Here is a 15,464-nt window from a genome sequence, read left to right as displayed (position 1 = left end):
CGCGGCGCCGCGTCACCCCGCGCGCTGATGTTCCAGCCAAGCCTGGAACATCAGCACCGCCCACAACTGGTGCTGCCAGTTCATCCGGCCGGTCTGGTGCTGCCGCCACAGACGCTCGACCGCGGTCGCGTCGAAGAAGCCCTCCTCGCGCAGTCGCGACGGCTGCAGCAACGCCTCGGCCCAGTCGCGCAGCGCGCCGCGCAGCCAGTGGTCGACGGGCGCGCAGAAGCCCTGCTTCGGCCGGTCGATCAGCGCGGACGGCACGTACCGGTCGAGCAGTCGGCGCAGCAGCGCCTTCGACTGCCCTTCCGGCAAGCGCACGACCGCCGGCACGCGCCACGCGAATTCGACGACGTGATGGTCGAGGAACGGCATGCGCGTCTCGAGGCTGACGGCCATCGCGGCACGATCGACTTTCGCGAGGATGTCGGTCGGCAGATACGTGAGCGTATCGATCGCCATCGCCTGCTCGGCGAAGCTCAGGTGCGCGGGCCACGCGGATACCGTGTCCAGCGGCGTCGGCGGCTCCTGCCCCGACAGCGCGATGCGCTCGGGATGATGCACCGACGACATCAGCAGCCGGTATAGCCCGATGCGGCTCTCGGCCGTCATCACGTGGCCGAGCTTGTGCAGGCGATCGCCGATGCGCGTCGCCGAGTCGCGCGCCTCCACGCCGCCCCACGCGCCCTGCGCGACGGCCGCGAGCTGGTCCGCATGATCGGGCCGCAGCGCATGCAGCGCGGCCGCGATCCGCGCGCGCACGGCCGCCGGCACGCGATGCAGCTTGCGCCACAGGCGCGGCGTCAGGAAATAGCGCGTATAGCCGCCGAACAGCTCGTCGCCGCCGTCGCCGGACAGGCTCACCTTCACGTGCCGGCGCGTCAGCTCCGACACGAGGAAGGTCGGGATCTGCGACGCATCGGAGAACGGCTCGTCGTAGATCGACGGCAGCTTCGGCACGACGCCGAGCGCATGGTCGGCCGTCACGTAGAGCTCGGTATGACGCGTGCCCAGGTGGCGCGCGACGGCCTTCGCGTAGCCGGCTTCGTCGTAGCCGGCCTCGTGGAAGCCGATCGTAAACGTGTCGACCGGCGTCGACGATTGCGCCTGCATCAGCGCGACGATCGCCGACGAATCGATGCCGCCCGACAGGAACGCGCCGAGCGGCACGTCCGCTTCCATCTGCCGCGCGACGGCCTGGCGCAGGATCGTGTCGAGCTGGCCGACGGCCTCGTCGGCGCTGCCCTCGAACGGTTGCGCACGGCCGTTCTCGATCGCCTGTTCGAGCGTCCAGTACGTCCGCACGCGCGGCGTGTCGCGCGCATGTTCGAACTGGATGAAGGTGCCGGGCGGCAGCTTGTGGATGCCGCGATAGATCGTGTAAGGCGCCGGCACGCTCGACTGGCGCAGGTACAGGCACAGCGCGTCGCGATCGATCGCGCCGTCGAAGCCCGGATAGCCGCGCAGCGCCTTCAGCTCGGACGCGAACACGAGCGCGTCGCCGATCCGGCCGTAGTAGAGCGGCTTCTCGCCGATCCGGTCGCGTGCGAGCGTCAGCACGCGCGACGCGCGATTCCACAGCGCGAACGCGAACATGCCGGTCGCGCGGCGCAACGTTGCCTCGACACCCCACGCGACGATCGCCGCGATCAGCACCTCGCTGTCGGAGTGGCCGCGCCACGCCGGTGCGCGACCCGCGCGCTCGAGTTCTGCGCGCAGTTCGCGGTGGTTGTAGATTTCGCCATTGAAGACGAGGACGTAGCGGCCGCATGCGGATGCCATCGGCTGCCGGCCGTGTACCGACAGGTCGACGATCGCCAGCCGCCGGTGGCCGAGCGCGATGCCGGCTTCCGGGTCGACCCAGATCCCCTGCCCATCCGGCCCGCGATGCGCGAGGCTCGCCGTCATTCGCGCGAGCGTGCCGCGCGCTGTCTCCTCATCGAAGGCGACGCTATTCAGAAAGCCGTCGATTCCGCACATTTGATATGTCTGCCCCTGTTGACCTGTTCCGTCACGTGCGGCGCAACCTCGCTGCCCGCCGTCCGGCATGATGGTCGGGCCATATTACGAAGAAATAAATCAGCAATAATTCACCAGTGAATGCCGGATAAAACCGGAAAAAAAATGGCGTCAAGCGCCCTGCGCTGATAGCAACGTCAAGGGGCCATATCAAATCGGAGCGAATGGCCACTGCACATCGCAGAACGAAAAAAGGGGCGGTATTCAAAGAAGCCCGCAGCGGCCTTCGCCAAGCGCGTCACCCCGCGCCGGTCGCCCATTTCAGCAACTGCGCGACCTCGCGGAAATGCTGCGGCTGGATCGTGCCGTTCTCGGGTGTCGTCTCGTAGAGCGCCTGCGCGAGCCCGACGTTCGCGAGCGTCGGCCGCAACTCATCGCGGGCGAGCCGCACGATCCGCTCGGCCGCGTCGCCCTCGCCGCGCGCGAGCACCCACGGCAGCGTGCCGATCCCGCCGTAGTAGAGCGCGACCGCGACGCGCGGCGAATACACGACCACCGACGCATAGCCGATGCGGTCGGGCAGCGACGCGAACTGCGCTTCGCGCGCGAGCTGCCGGCGCTTGGCCTCGATGTGCGGATCGCCTTCGTCCTCCTTGTGCTCGCGCCGCACTTCGTCGATCGACATCTTCATCTTCTGGTTGAACTCGTGCCGCTGGTGCACGATGTCGATCAGCGCCATCACGATGTAGATCAGCGCGGCCCAGCCGAACAGCAGCATCAGCAGCTTCACGATCAGCGCGAGGATCGAGACCGGCCGCGTGAAGCCCGACTGCACCGCCGGATCGAGCGACTCGACGATCAGCCAGCCGAGCGTCGCAACCAGCAGCGCCGTCTTCAGCAGCATCTTCGCGAGATTGACGAGGTTGCGCAGCGACCACAGGTTCTTCATCCCCTCGGCCGGATTGAGCCGCGACAGCTGCGGCACGAGGCGGCTCCACGCCATCACGCCGCCCACCTGCACGAAGCCCGCGAGCAGGCCGGCAAGCAGCCCGGCCGCGACGATCTGCGCGGACAAGGTCGCCCAGTCGCGCGCGGCGCCGTCGATCAGCACCGCGATCCGCGCGGACGGGTCGGCGGCGCCTGCCGCATCGAACACGAGCCGGAACAGCGCCTGCAGCCGCGCGAACAACGAACCGATACCCACCGCGAGCGCCACGCACACGCCGACGAAGAACGCCGACGAAATCGTTTCCGCGCTCTTCGGCACATCGCCTTTTTCGCGCGCCTCGCGCAGGCGCTTCGCGGTCGGCTTCTGGTCCTTTTCGGCCATCTCGGCTCCGGCCCGCTCAGCCGCCGCCGTGCGCGGCGAACAGCGCGCGCAGCAGCGCCATCAGCCCGCTGTCGGGGCTCAGCAGCGAATGCAGCGACGCATACACCACCGGCAGGAACAGCATCATCATCAGCAACGCGAGCGCGCTCTTCAGCGGCTGCGAGAAGACGAAGATGTTCAGCTGCGGCACCGCACGCCCGACGAGGCCGATCCCGAGCTCGACGAGGACCAGCACGATCGTCACCGGTGCGGCGAGCTTCACCATCCATTCGAAGATCGTGTCGGTCTGCCGCACGATGAAGGTCTGCAGCATCGACGAGAAATCGGGGCCGAGCGAGCCGATCGGCCACCACGCGTACGACTGCGCGAACAGCTGCACGAGCACCTGCAGGCCGCCCGCCGTGACGAACAGCGCGATCGCGACGAAATTCAGGAATCCCGACGTCGGGCCGCCTTCGTGACCGCCCATCGGATCGAAGAACGCGGCGCTGCCGCTGCCGGTCTGGAAGTCGATCAGGTAGCCGACGCCCTGGATCGCGAACAGCACCGCGCTGAACGCGCCCGCGAGCAGCATGCCGACCACCGCCTCCTTCGCGACGAGCAGGCACCACATCAGGAACGGCAGCGCGGCCACCTGCGCGGCATCGATCGCGGGCGCGACGAACGCGGCGATCACGACGGCGATGCCGTTGCGCACGAGACCCGTGATGATCTGCTCGTTGAACACGGGCACGACGAACATGATCGGCAACAGGCGCGGCATCACGTAGAGCAGCGGTCGCAGCGTGCCCGCGACGTCGTTGAAACCCGCGGCCTGGTCTAGCATCGGCGCTCCGCGGCGGCAGGCGAAGCGGTCTCGTCGGCCCCGGCGGATGCGCCCGGTTCGATGCCGGCTTCAGCGTCGGTCATCTCCGCATCGAACGCGGCGGCCGCTTCAGGCTGCGCGGACGCATGACCGGACGCATCGCCCGCGCCGGCCGCCCACGCGCCGGCCGTCGAGAAACGCCGCACCGCGTAGCCGTCCGCCACTTCGTCGGCGTCGCGCTCGACGCGCGCGGCGCGCGCATGCAGCGCCTTCTCGCCGGCCTTCTCGAGCTTGTCCTCGGCGGCCTTCGCCTTGCGCGCGGCGCGCTGCAGGTCGGCCAGCGTCGCCTCGTGGCCGCGATGCACGTGCGCGGCCTCGTGCACCGATGCGTTCGCGGTGCCGATGTGGCGGTCGAACGTGCGGGTGTCGGCCGCGGCATCCTGCAGCGCGCGCGCCTCGCGCAAATCGTCGGCGAGCCGCGCCTGGATCGCGGCCTTCGCGGCAACCTGCTGCGCGAGCTGCGCGTGCGCGGCCTCGAGCGCGCGGCGGCTTTGCGCGGCGATGCCCTGCTGGCGCGCGGCCGCGACGCGGGCGATCTGGCTGCGCATCTCGCGCACGCGCTTCAGGCGCGCGAGCGTCGCGAGCACGAGGCGGTCGTCGGCTTCAGACATGATCGTTCGCCAGCTTCATCAGCTTCGCGAGCTGCGCGTCGAAACGCACGTCCTCGTCCGACGCCTGCGCGCAGAACGCGCCGATCGCGTCGCGCGCACGCAGCGCGAGATCGCCGAGGCGGTCGCTGCCTTCGCGATATTCGCCGATCTGCACGAGCAACTCGATCTCCTGGTACTTCGCGATCAGCTCGCGCACGCGCGCGGCGGCATGCTGGTGCGCGCGGCTCGCGACGAGCGGCATCACGCGCGACAGGCTCGCGAGCACGTCGATCGCCGGATAGCGGTTCGCGAGCGCGATCTTGCGCGACAGCACGATATGGCCGTCGAGGATCGAGCGCACTTCCTCGGCGATCGGGTCCGACTCCTCGTCGCCTTCGACGAGCACCGTGTAGAGCGCGGTGATCGACCCGTGCGCGCCCTGCCCCGCGCGTTCGAGCAGGCGCGGCAGCACCGCGAACGTCGACGGCGGGAAGCTGCGCCGCGTCGGCGGCTCGCCGCTCGCGAGGCCGACCTCGCGTTGCGCACGGGCAAAGCGCGTCAGCGAATCGACCAGCAGCAGCACGCGCTTGCCCGCATCGCGGAAATGCTCGGCGATCGCGGTGGCGACCAGCGCGGATTTCACGCGCTCCATCGCGGGGCGATCGGACGTCGACACGACGACGATCGACCGTGCGCGCACCTCCGGCGACAGGCTGTGCTCGATGAATTCGCGCACCTCGCGGCCGCGTTCGCCGACCAGTGCGATCACGTTCACGTCGGCCTGCGCGCCGCGCGCGATCATCCCGAGCAGCGTGCTCTTGCCGACGCCGGACGGCGCGAAGATACCGACGCGCTGCCCGATGCCGAGCGTCATCAGGCCGTCGATCACGCGCACGCCGGTCGGAAACGGCGTGTCGATCATCTTGCGCGCGAGCGGATTCGGCGGATCCTGCTGCGTCGATACCCACGCGGCGCCCGTCACGGGGCCGCGATCGTCGAGCGGCCGGCCGAGCCCGTCGAGCACGCGGCCGAACAGCCCTTCGCCCACCGGAAACACGTGCTCGCGCCCGGACGGCACGACGGTCGTCTCCGGCGACAGCCCGGCCACGTCGCCGAGCGGCGTAAGCAAGGTCGTCTGCCGCGAGAAGCCGACCACCTCCGCGAGCAGCGTCGGCTGGTTCGGCGTGCGCAGCTCGCAGATCTCGCCGAGCCGCGCCCGGATGCCCGTCGCGTTCAGGATCTGCCCGACCGCGTGGTTGACGCGCCCCTGCACCGACACCGGCGAGAAGAACGCGAGCCCCGCATCGAGTTCGCCGACGAGGCGGCCGCGATCGAACGGTGCGCCGTCGTCGTCGCCGAACGGTTGCGGATCGTCGAGCGGCGCGTTCATCGCGCGGTACCCTTCAGCGCATCGCGGCGGATCGCCTGGCGCAGCGCATCGATCTGCAGGTCGAGGCTCGCGTCGATGCGCCCCGACGGCGTCTCGACCGTGCACGCGTGGCGTTCGAGCTGCGCATCCTCGACGATGCGGATCTTCTGCCGGTTCGACTGCCCGGCGAACGCGCCGTCGAGCGCATCGCGCATCTCGTCCTTGCGGCCGGGCGCGACATGCACGACCAGAAACGCCTCGTCGCGCACCAGCGGCGCGATCCGCGCGAGCGCGGCCTCGTACAGCTTCTGCGTGCTCATCTCGCCGACGATCGCGCGCACGGCCTTCACGACGATATCGGCCATCGCGTCCTTCATCGTCTCCATCGTGCGCGTGGCGGCCAGCGCCTGCGTGTACGCCTGCGCGGCCTGCTCGCGCTGCGCGCGGCGCATGCCTTCGTCGTAGCCGGCGGCCTGGCGCTTGTCGAATTCGCGCTGGGCATCGGCGACGATGCGCGCGGCCTCTTCATGCGCGGTCGCGATCACCGCGGACGCATCGAGCAGCGCCGCGTATTCGCGCTCCTTGAGCACCTTGCGCTCCGACAGCAGCTGCAGGTTGTCGCTCGTGATCAGAAAAGCCAGTCCCATGACGCAAGCCTCTCGGGAATCAGAAACAGGAACATCAGTTCGCCGAACTGGTCGCGCTGCGCGCGGTTCAGCCAGTAAGGCGCTTCATCGTCGATCGCGCGGTTGAATTTCAGGCGCACGCGCCGCGCGACGGCATCGCCGGCCACGCCGATGAAATCCGCGAGCAGGCGAGCACCGCGCGCGCGGATCACGACCGGCAGCGCGGCGGGATCGGCTCGCCATGGCTCGAGCGTCTCGGCGAGCGCGCCGAATTCCGGCGCGCGTTCGAGCGTCAGTTCCAGCGCGTCGCCGCCGAGCCGCGCCGCGACTTCCGCGCGGATGCGGCGCCCGGCCAGCGCGTCGCGCAGCCAGGTGCGATGCAGCAGCAGCCCCGCATACGCGGCCAGTTGCTCGAGCGCCGCGCCCGGCAGCAGCGCGAGCCGCGCGCACGGGTTCGCGACGTCGAAGTCGTGCCGGTCGGCTACCCCGTTCGCAGCGAGCAGGTGCCGCGCGAGCAGCCTGCGGCCGGCTGCGCCGAATGCGTCCGGCGAACGATAGCGCGCAGGCCAGTCGGCCGGCACGCGCGTCACGTGCAGGTAGCGGTCGGGCCGCAGGTTGAAGTCGCACACGAGCGCGTGAAACGCGCCGCGGCGCGCAGCCGGCGGCGGCGCGAGCGGATGCAGCCACGGCAGCGGCACGGCGTCGGCCGGGTCGGGCCCGGCGCCTGGCAACGGCGCGTGCGGATCGCTCATGCGCCGTCGCGCGCACCGTCCGGCGTGCGCAGGCCACCGCCCGACTGCGACGCACCGCCGGTGCCGTTCGCGCCGCGCGGCGCGCCGAGCAGGCCCGCGAGCCGCGCGCCGAACATTCCGCGCCGTGCGGCCGACAGCGCAATCACCGCGCAGGTCAGCAGGATCAGCGCGAACACGAGCCAGCCCAGCGGCGAGCGCAGCCGCAGGACGTCCGATACCGCGCTGCCGATGCCGTCCACGCGCGTCGCGCGCGCGGCGGCCGGCTGCAGGAACAGCGACACGTTGTCGTATTGCAGCCCTTCGATGCTGTGCGCGACGAGATCCTTGACCATCGGCGCCATCGCGCGCAGGTCGACGCCCGGCCGGTAGCGGATGTACACGGCCGCCGACGACGGCTTGATCTTGTCCGCGAGCGGATCGTTCTCCGGAATCACGACCTGCACGCGCGCGACGACCACGCCCTCGATGTCCTGCAGCGTGCGCGACAGGTCCTGCGACACGCCGTACAGGTAGCGCACGCGTTCCTCGGCCGGCGTCGACACGAGGCCCTGCTTCTGGAACAGCTCGCCGAGGCTCGCGTAGCTCGGCTTCGGCAGCCCGTTCGCGTGCAGCACCGTGAGCGCCGGCTGCATGTCGCCGTCGGCGACGCTCACGAGCCATGCGTTGCGGTCCGACGTGTCGCGCGCATCGTTGTCCTTCGACGCGCTGATGCCCGCGTCGCCGAGCACCGCGATCATCTGGTTCGCGTCGCGCTCCGACAGGCCCGAGTACAGCTCCTTCTGGCACCCGGCCAGCAGCACGAGCAGCCCCGCGAGCAGCACGCGCGCCGCCCGGCTGCGCCACGCATGCACGCGTGGCGTCGAATCGATCGTCGTCATCGTTTGTCCGCTTCAGGGTGCGTGAGGCCATCGACGGCCCGCACGCACGCTTTCACTCCTGCGTCTTCAGCACGGTGTGCGTGAAGCCGTTCGCCGCCTGCGCGACCGACAGGCTCAACTGGTATTCCGAAATCGTGGTGGTCGCCGTCCACTGGAAGTCCATCGCCTTCACCATCGTCATCAGCGGGTCGCTGCGGTTGTCCGCCATCGACGTCAGCATCTCGCTGCGATGCTTGTCGATGTTCGCGTACCGCGAATCGAGATCGTTGCCGTAGGTGCGCAACCGCTCGACGAGCGACGACTGGTTCGCCTGCGCGGGCGTCATCTGCACGGCCGGCGCCGCATCCGCCGGCGCGCGCGACATCGCGACGCCCGATGCGGACGGCGGAGCGGCCGACGATGCGCCCGGTTGCATCAGCGCATCGAACTGGCGCACCTGCGCCGGATCGGACGCCGCTCCCGCCTGCTGCTGCGCGGCACTCGCGAGCGCGGCCGCGCCCGGCGGCGCCGCGCCTACGCCTGTCACTGACATGTCCATGCCCTCCTTGAATGGCCGACACCGGACCGGATCGGTCGGGCCAGCCCGGAACGGGCCGGCCGGCACACGCGCCTCCGCCGCAGGATGCCCTCGTCGGGCAGACCCGGCGCGCGGTCACGCGCGGCACGGCCGGCGGCCGGCGTCATGCGCGGCCGGCCGAGCTCAGGTGTTGCGCAACCTGGGCGTTCGCCGTCCCCTCTTGCGCGGTCACTGCGTTGCTGGTTTCGAACGTGGCCGTCGACTGCTGGACCTGGAAGTTGATCTTCGTCAGTTCGAGCTGCGTCTTGGTCAGGTCGTCGGCCTGCTGCTGGACCTGGTTCGTGTTGGTTGCACCACCTGCTGCCTGCGTACCCATGTTGCGCTCCTTTACGTGAACGTCATCCACCTTCCGGCGGCGGCCCCATGCCCCGCCCGCGACGTGGGGCGCCGCGCCCATGCGACGCCCCGCGTATTGCACGCACCGCGCGCCGCGCGATGCGCATGACCTGTCGCGGCGCTAGTGCGCCGCCTCCTTCGATGCGCCGGCGGTGGCCGCCGCCTCCGGCAACAGCGTCGGCCCCGGCACCGGCTGCGCGACCCCGGCGGCCGCGCCGCTCGCGAGCGGCGCCACGGGCGGCGCCGGCGCCTGCTCGGGCGCACTCGCCGACGGGCCGCCGAGCGGCATCGTGATGCGCTGGCCGCCGCGTTCGAACACGACCGCGTCCGGGCCGATCGACACGACGGTCGCGCCCTCCTTCAGCCGCGCACCTTCGAAATAGCGGCTGCCGTCGGCCGTCTCGATGTAGCGCTGGTCGCCGTCGCCGGCGAACACCGTCGTGATCTCCGGAATGCCCGCCATGCCGCCGAGCGTCGTCGCCGTGCGCGGCGCGGCCGGATCGGCATCGCGCACGTGATCGACCACTTCGAGCGCCGGACGCGCGTCCTTCATGTAGTTGCGGATGCGCGGCTCGATCTGCGCGCGCGCGGCCGCACCCGTCAGCTCGATCCGGCCGCGGCCGAGATACGTGACCGTCAGCGCCGTATCGCTGAAGTAGGTCTGCGCGGTCGCGACCAGGTCGCTGACCACGTAGATGTTGCCGAGCGCCGCGTTGTCGACGCCCGCGACGATCTGCGCGACGCGTTCGCGCGCGGCCGGGTCGCTGACGTAGCCGGACACGATCACGCCGTCGTCGCGCGGCGCGACGGCCAGCTCCGGATACGCATGCAGCAGTTGCTGCAGCCGGTGCGTGCGCGCGAGCACCGATTCGTGCTGCCACGGCAGGCGCCCCGACCACGTGACGAAACCGTAGCCCAGCGCGCCGAGCAGCACGCCGATCCACAGCGCGACCAGCGCGATCACGAGCCGCCGGCTGCCGAGGCGGCGCAGCCCGCCCGTGAGCCAGCCGAGCCACGCGGCCTCGCGCGCGGCGTCCGGCGCATCGGCTTCGTCCGGCACCGCGACGCTCGCCTGCGCATGCCGCGCGATGCCGAGCCGGATCGAGCCGACCGTCACGACGTCATGCGGCGTCAGCGAGCGGCGGCCCGCGCCGAGCGGTTCGTCGTTGAACAGCACCGCCGCGCCGGTCTCGCCGCCGTGGTTCTGCACCGTCACCGCGAGCGCGCCGACCTGCAGGCACACCTGCTTCGCGCCGATCTCGCGATCGGGCAGGATCACTTCGCAATCGGCCGCCGTGCCGACCCAGTTCGCGCCGCGCGCGAGCGACATCGTGCGGCCGTACATCGGCCCGCTCAGGAAGCACAGGTTCCACGGCGACGCGAGCGCGGCCGAACCGGCCCCCGCGCCTCCCGCGCCGCCGGGCAATGCGCCGTCGCCGTGCGGGTCAATGATGGTCGTCGACATGGGTGGTGGCTCCTGCGGTCGTCGCCGCCGGCTGCGACGCCGCATCCTTCGGCGGCGGCAGCGCGGGCGGACCGAATTTCGTGCCCGGCAGCGGCTTCGGCGTCAGCGGCACCGCGACGTCGTTGTCCGGCGGCCGGTACATCGACATCCCTTCCTGGCTCGCCGGCCCGTCGGCGCCCGGATTCACGGGCGATCCGTCCGGCGCATACATCGACGCGGTCGTCACCACGCGCGGCGTCAGCAGGTAGAACCGCTCCATGTGATTGCCCGACTTGTCGGTGTACTTGAACAGGTTGCCGATCAGCGGAATATCGGACAGCCAGGGCACGCCGCTCTTGTTCAACCTCACCTCGTCGTCGTTGAAACCGGCGATCAGCAGGCTCTTGCCTTCGTCGATCATCGTCTTGGTGACGATGTTGCGCTGCTGGATCACCGGCACGTTCGACACGGCCTGCCCCGGCACGATGTTGCCGTCCTGGATGTCGATCGACATCATCACGCTCTGCGGATTGCCCGACACGGCCGCCGCGTTGCGGATCGCCTCGTCGACGATCATCGGCGTCACCTTGATGCTCGTGCCGGTCGTCACGCTGTACAGCGACGAATCCTGGTAGCCCGGCACCTGTACGTAGAACTGCGTAAGGTTCTCGAGGATCGCCTCGGTGTTGTCGAGCGCGAGCACCTTCGGCTTCGATCGCATCTGCGCCTGGCCCTTCTGCGCGAGCGCGTTGATACGCGTGAGCAGGTAATTGCGCAGCGACCCGCCGATCGACGCGGTCAGCGCGATGCCGGTCGGCATGAACGCGCCCGTCTGCCCGGTTTCCGACGTGCCGATGCCGAACGTCAGCGGCGGATTGCCGACGCCGTTGTACTGCGTGTTGCCGTTCAGCGGGTTTTGCCCGTTGCCGATCTGCACGTCGCCGTGCGTCGTGTGCAGGCGCCAGTCGATCCCGAGGCTGTCGAGCGAATCCTCGTTGATGTCGATGATCGTCACGTTGATCTCGACGATGCGCGGACGCTCGTCGAGCTGGCCGATCAGCGACTGGTAGCGGTACATGTTCTCCGGCAGGTCGCGGACGATCACCGCGTTGATCGCCGGGTCGGCGACGATCTGCGGCAGCGTTTCGCCGCCGCTGCTCGAGAACGGCGAGAAGCCGCCGCTCGCGCCGCCGTCGCCGGAATAGCCGCCCGAACGCGGGCCGCCGGAGATGTCGGGGAAATCGAGGCGCGGCACCGCGATCGTCAGCCCCGAGCCGAGCTTCACTTGGCGCGCAGCCTGGCCGAGCGACGGGTTCGTCGGTGCCGCCGCCGTGTCGCCGGCCTTGCCGAACAGCCGCCGCAGGATCGTCGCGACACCGGGCACCGTCACTTCCTTGCCCGAGCGGTTGATCGTGAAATCCGATGCCCAACCGTACTTGAGCCGGAACGCGCGGATATCCGCATGCGCACCGTTCGCCGCCGGATCGCCGACCGAGCCCACCGCCTGCCGCACGAGCTCGACGTAGCGGCGCGGGCCGGCCACGTACACGCTGTTCGCGCGATCGTTGATCACCAGCGTGTAGCGCTTGTCGGGAATCTGCATCGCCTGCAGCGCGCGGCCGATTTCACCGGAGGCATTCGGCGGGATCGGGATCATCTGCGTCTGCGACTGGTCGGCCGGATCGACGTACAGGAACGAGCCGTCGTAGTACCACGTGAGCCCGTAGGTCGAGCAGATCGTCTCGAGCGTCTGTTGCGGCGTGCCCGAGAAGCGGCCGCTGATCACGCCGTCGACCTTCGGGTCGACCACCGCCGTCACGCCCTGCGACGACGCGAGTTCGCGGATGAAGTCGCCGATCTTCTTGCCGTTCGCGACGATCGTGAACGGCTTGTTGCGCCAGCGCAGGTCCGCGGCCCGCGCATGCTGCGCGGGCGCCATGCACAGCGACGCCGTGAGCAGCGCGGTCGCGCACATGGCGAGCGCGGCCCGTTGCAGGCTGCGCGATTGAAACGGGATCGAGGCGACGCGTCGACGCATCAAAGGACTCCTGTGGAAGAAACGAACATGCGTTCCAGCGCCTGCTGCGCGAAGCGCAGCACTTCGCCGCCGAGCCAGGCCGACAGCAGCACGAGTGCGACCATCACGGCGATCAGCCGCACCGCGATGCCGATGTTGGCGTCCTGCACCTGCGTGACGGCCTGCAGGATCGCGACGACGAGGCCCGTGACGGTGGCGATCAGCACGATCGGCAACGACAGCAGCAGCACGAGCATCAGCGCCTGGCGCGTCAGGTCGAGGATCGTCGAGCTCGTCATTGCGCGGCTCCCGGTACACGCACGTCGGCGCCCGCGCCGACCGTGCCGTCATCCGGCGGGTTCTTGACCCAGCCGACCGTATGCAGCTGCACGTCTTCCTCGACTTCCTGGTACGACAGCACCGCGAGGTCGGGCAGCACGGGCTGCAGGATCGTCTTCACGTAGCGGCGCGCACCGAGCGCGACCATCACCGCGAGCCGCGCGGCGCCCTGCGCGGTGCCGTGGCCGCCCGCCTGCGCGGCCTGCACGATCGCGCGCACCTGCTCGCCGATGTCCTGCTTGACCGCGCTCGACAACGCGAGGAAATTGCCCTGCTTCGTGCGCATCACCGCACTCTCGATCCGCTCCTGCAGGTTCTGCTCGAACAGCACGACCCGCAGCTGGCGCGTCGTGCCCGCATGGCGGTCGGTGATCATCCGGCGCAGGTCGACGCGCACGAGCTCGACCAGCGCGATCACGTCGTCCGGTTCGTTCGGCGCCCACGTGATCAGGCTTTCGAAGATCACGCGCAAATTGCGGATCGGCACCTGCTCGGCGAGCAGCCTGCGCAGCACCTCGGTCACGCGCTGCAGCGGCACGAGCCGCGTCAGCTCGCCCACGAGTTCCGGGTGCTCGCGGCGCACCAGATGCACGAGCGCCTGCGTTTCCTGGATCCCGAGCAGTTCGTCCGCATGCTGGCGCACGATCTGCTCGACGTGCGCGGCGAGCGCGCTTTCGCTCGACAGCCACTTGCCGTCCGGCGCGGGGCCGTCAGGCTTGATCCACAGCGCGGTCGCGAACGGGCCGAATGCTTCGGCCGGCTGGCGCTCCGCGCGCTCGGGCAGCGGCGCGACGCCGTCCCACAGCAGCCAGCCCGGCTTCAGCGCGCCGTGCGCGGCGAGCACGTCCTGCAGATAGATCCGGTACGTGCCGGCCGCCGCACCTTCGTCATCGTTCAGCGTGATGCGCGGGAACACCGTGCCGATGTCCGCATCGACGCGCGCCTTCGCGCTCGACAGCGCGGCCTGCAACTGCGCGAGGTTCAGGCTCGTGCGCAGGTCGTCGGACAGCGACACCGCGATCAGCGACGTGACGCCCGCCGCATGCGACACCTTCGCCGGCTGGCCGTCGTCGGCCGCGCCGACACGCCCCGCGATCTGGATCAGGTTGAAACTGGGCGCGGCCGTCTTGCGCTTGAGCTGCGAGAACGCGAACACGCCGAGGCCGATGGCGATCAGCGCGAACGACCATTTCGGGAAACCGGGCACGACGAGAAAGCCGGTCAGCACGACCGCCGCGATCAGCAGCGCACGCGGATGCGCACCCAGCTGCTCGCCGAGCTGTTCGCCGAGCTGGCGCTGCCGCGCATCGCGCGTCGCGACGCGGGTCGTCACGATGCCGGCCGCGATCGACACGAGCAGCGACGGAATCTGCGATGCCATCCCGTCGCCGACCGTCAGGATCGCGTAACGTTGCAGCGCCTGGCCGATATCCATCCCGTGCATCAGCGTGCCGACCGCGATCCCCGCGACGATGTTGATGAACGCGATCACGAGGCCCGCGATCGCGTCGCCCTTCACGAACTTCATCGCGCCGTCCATCGCGCCGTGCATCTGCGATTCCTGCTCGAGCTTCTCGCGGCGCTCGCGCGCTTCGTCCGCGCTGATGATGCCCGCGCGCAAGTCCGCGTCGATGCTCATCTGCTTGCCGGGCATCGCGTCGAGCGAGAAGCGCGCGCCGACTTCCGCCACCCGCTCCGACCCTTTCGCGATCACGATGAACTGCACGACGGCGATCACGAGGAACACCACGCCGCCCACCACGACGTTGTTGCCGACCACGAGCCGCCCGAACGCGTCGATCACGTGGCCCGCGTTCGCGTGCAGCAGGATTAGCTTGCACGACGCGATGTTCAGCGCGAGCCGGAACAGCGTCGTGAACAGCAGCAACGCAGGAAACGACGAGAAGCTGACGGCCGACGGCACGTAGGTCGAGACCGTCAGCAGCACGACGCTCGCGGCCAGGTTCAGCGAGATCATCCCGTCGAGCGCGGCCTGCGGCAGCGGCAGGATGAACAGCGCGACGACCGCGATGATGAACGCCGCGATGAACAGGTCGGCGCGCGGCGACGCGCCCCCGAGACGCCGTCCGGACACGCCACGGCCAGCGGAAAACAACCGCTGCCAGTCGCGGGAGAGCGCCTTCGGTTCTGCCATCGTGCCGGTGTCCTGTCGTTATCGCCGGGCCGGCACGGGCAATCCTGCCCCCTGCCGCGCGGACCGTTGAATGGGACGAGTGTAGCGACGGGAAACGGTGGAAAAAGGGACGCGCCTCGTAGCGTGAAAGCGCGTTTTCCGGCGACGATCGAATCGGACTACGAAACCCGGCGGCACGCCCGGGAGCGCGCCGCCGGAACCGCTTCCATTGCGTGCGAACCGCCGGC

14 protein-coding genes are annotated in these 15,464 nt (G+C 70.0%); all 14 read right to left on the bottom strand.

Translation table 11 applies throughout. From position 1 onward, the window contains the following. Positions 1-12: 12 nt before the first annotated feature. Positions 13-1,980: an asparagine synthase (glutamine-hydrolyzing) gene (gene asnB / locus U5798_RS04275; RefSeq protein WP_322081305.1), complete on the bottom strand. Its 1,968-nt coding sequence runs from the start codon at positions 1,978-1,980 to the stop codon at positions 13-15. 277 nt (positions 1,981-2,257) lie between these two features. Next, positions 2,258-3,289, bottom strand: coding sequence for an EscU/YscU/HrcU family type III secretion system export apparatus switch protein (locus U5798_RS04270; RefSeq protein ID WP_322081304.1), 1,032 nt, complete (start codon positions 3,287-3,289; stop codon positions 2,258-2,260). Between the two features lie 16 nt (positions 3,290-3,305). After that, a complete protein-coding gene (gene sctT / locus U5798_RS04265) occupies positions 3,306-4,115 on the bottom strand; it encodes a type III secretion system export apparatus subunit SctT (protein ID WP_124449661.1) in 810 nt (269 codons plus the stop codon). Next, positions 4,109-4,765 carry a hypothetical protein gene (locus U5798_RS04260; protein WP_322081303.1) on the bottom strand — a complete coding sequence of 219 codons (657 nt, stop codon included), beginning with the start codon at positions 4,763-4,765 and terminating at the stop codon, positions 4,109-4,111. The genes sctT and U5798_RS04260 overlap by 7 nt, the downstream gene beginning before the upstream one ends. Continuing rightward, positions 4,758-6,134: a type III secretion system ATPase SctN gene (sctN, locus tag U5798_RS04255; protein WP_124449657.1), complete on the bottom strand. Its 1,377-nt coding sequence runs from the start codon at positions 6,132-6,134 to the stop codon at positions 4,758-4,760. The genes U5798_RS04260 and sctN overlap by 8 nt, the downstream gene beginning before the upstream one ends. Then, positions 6,131-6,760 carry a type III secretion system stator protein SctL gene (sctL, locus tag U5798_RS04250; protein ID WP_322081302.1) on the bottom strand — a complete coding sequence of 210 codons (630 nt, stop codon included), beginning with the start codon at positions 6,758-6,760 and terminating at the stop codon, positions 6,131-6,133. Before sctL ends, sctN begins: the two co-directional genes overlap by 4 nt. Then, a complete protein-coding gene (locus U5798_RS04245; RefSeq protein ID WP_322081301.1) occupies positions 6,742-7,491 on the bottom strand; it encodes a SctK family type III secretion system sorting platform protein in 750 nt (249 codons plus the stop codon). The genes sctL and U5798_RS04245 overlap by 19 nt, the downstream gene beginning before the upstream one ends. After that, complete coding sequence (gene sctJ, locus U5798_RS04240) at positions 7,488-8,369, bottom strand: type III secretion system inner membrane ring lipoprotein SctJ (RefSeq protein ID WP_322081300.1); 882 nt, start codon at positions 8,367-8,369, stop codon at positions 7,488-7,490. Before sctJ ends, U5798_RS04245 begins: the two co-directional genes overlap by 4 nt. A 52-nt stretch (positions 8,370-8,421) precedes the next feature. Beyond that, a complete protein-coding gene (locus U5798_RS04235; RefSeq protein WP_322081299.1) occupies positions 8,422-8,901 on the bottom strand; it encodes a hypothetical protein in 480 nt (159 codons plus the stop codon). 148 nt (positions 8,902-9,049) lie between these two features. Beyond that, the gene (locus tag U5798_RS04230; RefSeq protein ID WP_034180511.1) at positions 9,050-9,262 is read right to left on the bottom strand and encodes a hypothetical protein; all 213 of its coding nucleotides are present in this window, start codon (positions 9,260-9,262) and stop codon (positions 9,050-9,052) included. A 141-nt stretch (positions 9,263-9,403) separates the two neighbouring features. Further along, entirely contained in the window at positions 9,404-10,747 is a 1,344-nt protein-coding gene (gene sctD, locus U5798_RS04225; protein WP_322081298.1) for a type III secretion system inner membrane ring subunit SctD, read from the bottom strand. Then, a complete protein-coding gene (sctC, locus tag U5798_RS04220; RefSeq protein ID WP_322081297.1) occupies positions 10,728-12,764 on the bottom strand; it encodes a type III secretion system outer membrane ring subunit SctC in 2,037 nt (678 codons plus the stop codon). Before sctC ends, sctD begins: the two co-directional genes overlap by 20 nt. Further along, a complete protein-coding gene (sctS, locus tag U5798_RS04215) occupies positions 12,764-13,042 on the bottom strand; it encodes a type III secretion system export apparatus subunit SctS (protein ID WP_124449641.1) in 279 nt (92 codons plus the stop codon). The genes sctC and sctS overlap by 1 nt, the downstream gene beginning before the upstream one ends. Continuing rightward, entirely contained in the window at positions 13,039-15,237 is a 2,199-nt protein-coding gene (gene sctV, locus U5798_RS04210; RefSeq protein ID WP_124449639.1) for a type III secretion system export apparatus subunit SctV, read from the bottom strand. Before sctV ends, sctS begins: the two co-directional genes overlap by 4 nt. Between the last annotated feature and the right edge of the window lie 227 nt (positions 15,238-15,464).

Origin of the sequence: Burkholderia sp. BCC1972, from assembly GCF_905339605.1 — a bacterium.
Lineage (GTDB): Bacteria > Pseudomonadota > Gammaproteobacteria > Burkholderiales > Burkholderiaceae > Burkholderia.
Note: the sequence above shows the minus strand (reverse complement) of the source record. Positions and strands in the feature narration are given on the sequence as shown.

Bases quoted from the DNA above. Each gene is read 5' to 3' on its own strand.
- asnB (WP_322081305.1), bottom strand. From the start codon at position 1,980: ATGTGCGGAATCGACGGCTTTCTGAATAGCGTCGCCTTCGATGAGGAG.
- U5798_RS04270 (WP_322081304.1), bottom strand. From the start codon at position 3,289: ATGGCCGAAAAGGACCAGAAGCCGACCGCGAAGCGCCTGCGCGAGGCG.
- sctT (WP_124449661.1), bottom strand. From the start codon at position 4,115: ATGCTAGACCAGGCCGCGGGTTTCAACGACGTCGCGGGCACGCTGCGA.
- U5798_RS04260 (WP_322081303.1), bottom strand. From the start codon at position 4,765: ATGTCTGAAGCCGACGACCGCCTCGTGCTCGCGACGCTCGCGCGCCTG.
- sctN (WP_124449657.1), bottom strand. From the start codon at position 6,134: ATGAACGCGCCGCTCGACGATCCGCAACCGTTCGGCGACGACGACGGC.
- sctL (WP_322081302.1), bottom strand. From the start codon at position 6,760: ATGGGACTGGCTTTTCTGATCACGAGCGACAACCTGCAGCTGCTGTCG.
- U5798_RS04245 (WP_322081301.1), bottom strand. From the start codon at position 7,491: ATGAGCGATCCGCACGCGCCGTTGCCAGGCGCCGGGCCCGACCCGGCC.
- sctJ (WP_322081300.1), bottom strand. From the start codon at position 8,369: ATGACGACGATCGATTCGACGCCACGCGTGCATGCGTGGCGCAGCCGG.
- U5798_RS04235 (WP_322081299.1), bottom strand. From the start codon at position 8,901: ATGTCAGTGACAGGCGTAGGCGCGGCGCCGCCGGGCGCGGCCGCGCTC.
- U5798_RS04230 (WP_034180511.1), bottom strand. From the start codon at position 9,262: ATGGGTACGCAGGCAGCAGGTGGTGCAACCAACACGAACCAGGTCCAG.
- sctD (WP_322081298.1), bottom strand. From the start codon at position 10,747: ATGTCGACGACCATCATTGACCCGCACGGCGACGGCGCATTGCCCGGC.
- sctC (WP_322081297.1), bottom strand. From the start codon at position 12,764: ATGCGTCGACGCGTCGCCTCGATCCCGTTTCAATCGCGCAGCCTGCAA.
- sctS (WP_124449641.1), bottom strand. From the start codon at position 13,042: ATGACGAGCTCGACGATCCTCGACCTGACGCGCCAGGCGCTGATGCTC.
- sctV (WP_124449639.1), bottom strand. From the start codon at position 15,237: ATGGCAGAACCGAAGGCGCTCTCCCGCGACTGGCAGCGGTTGTTTTCC.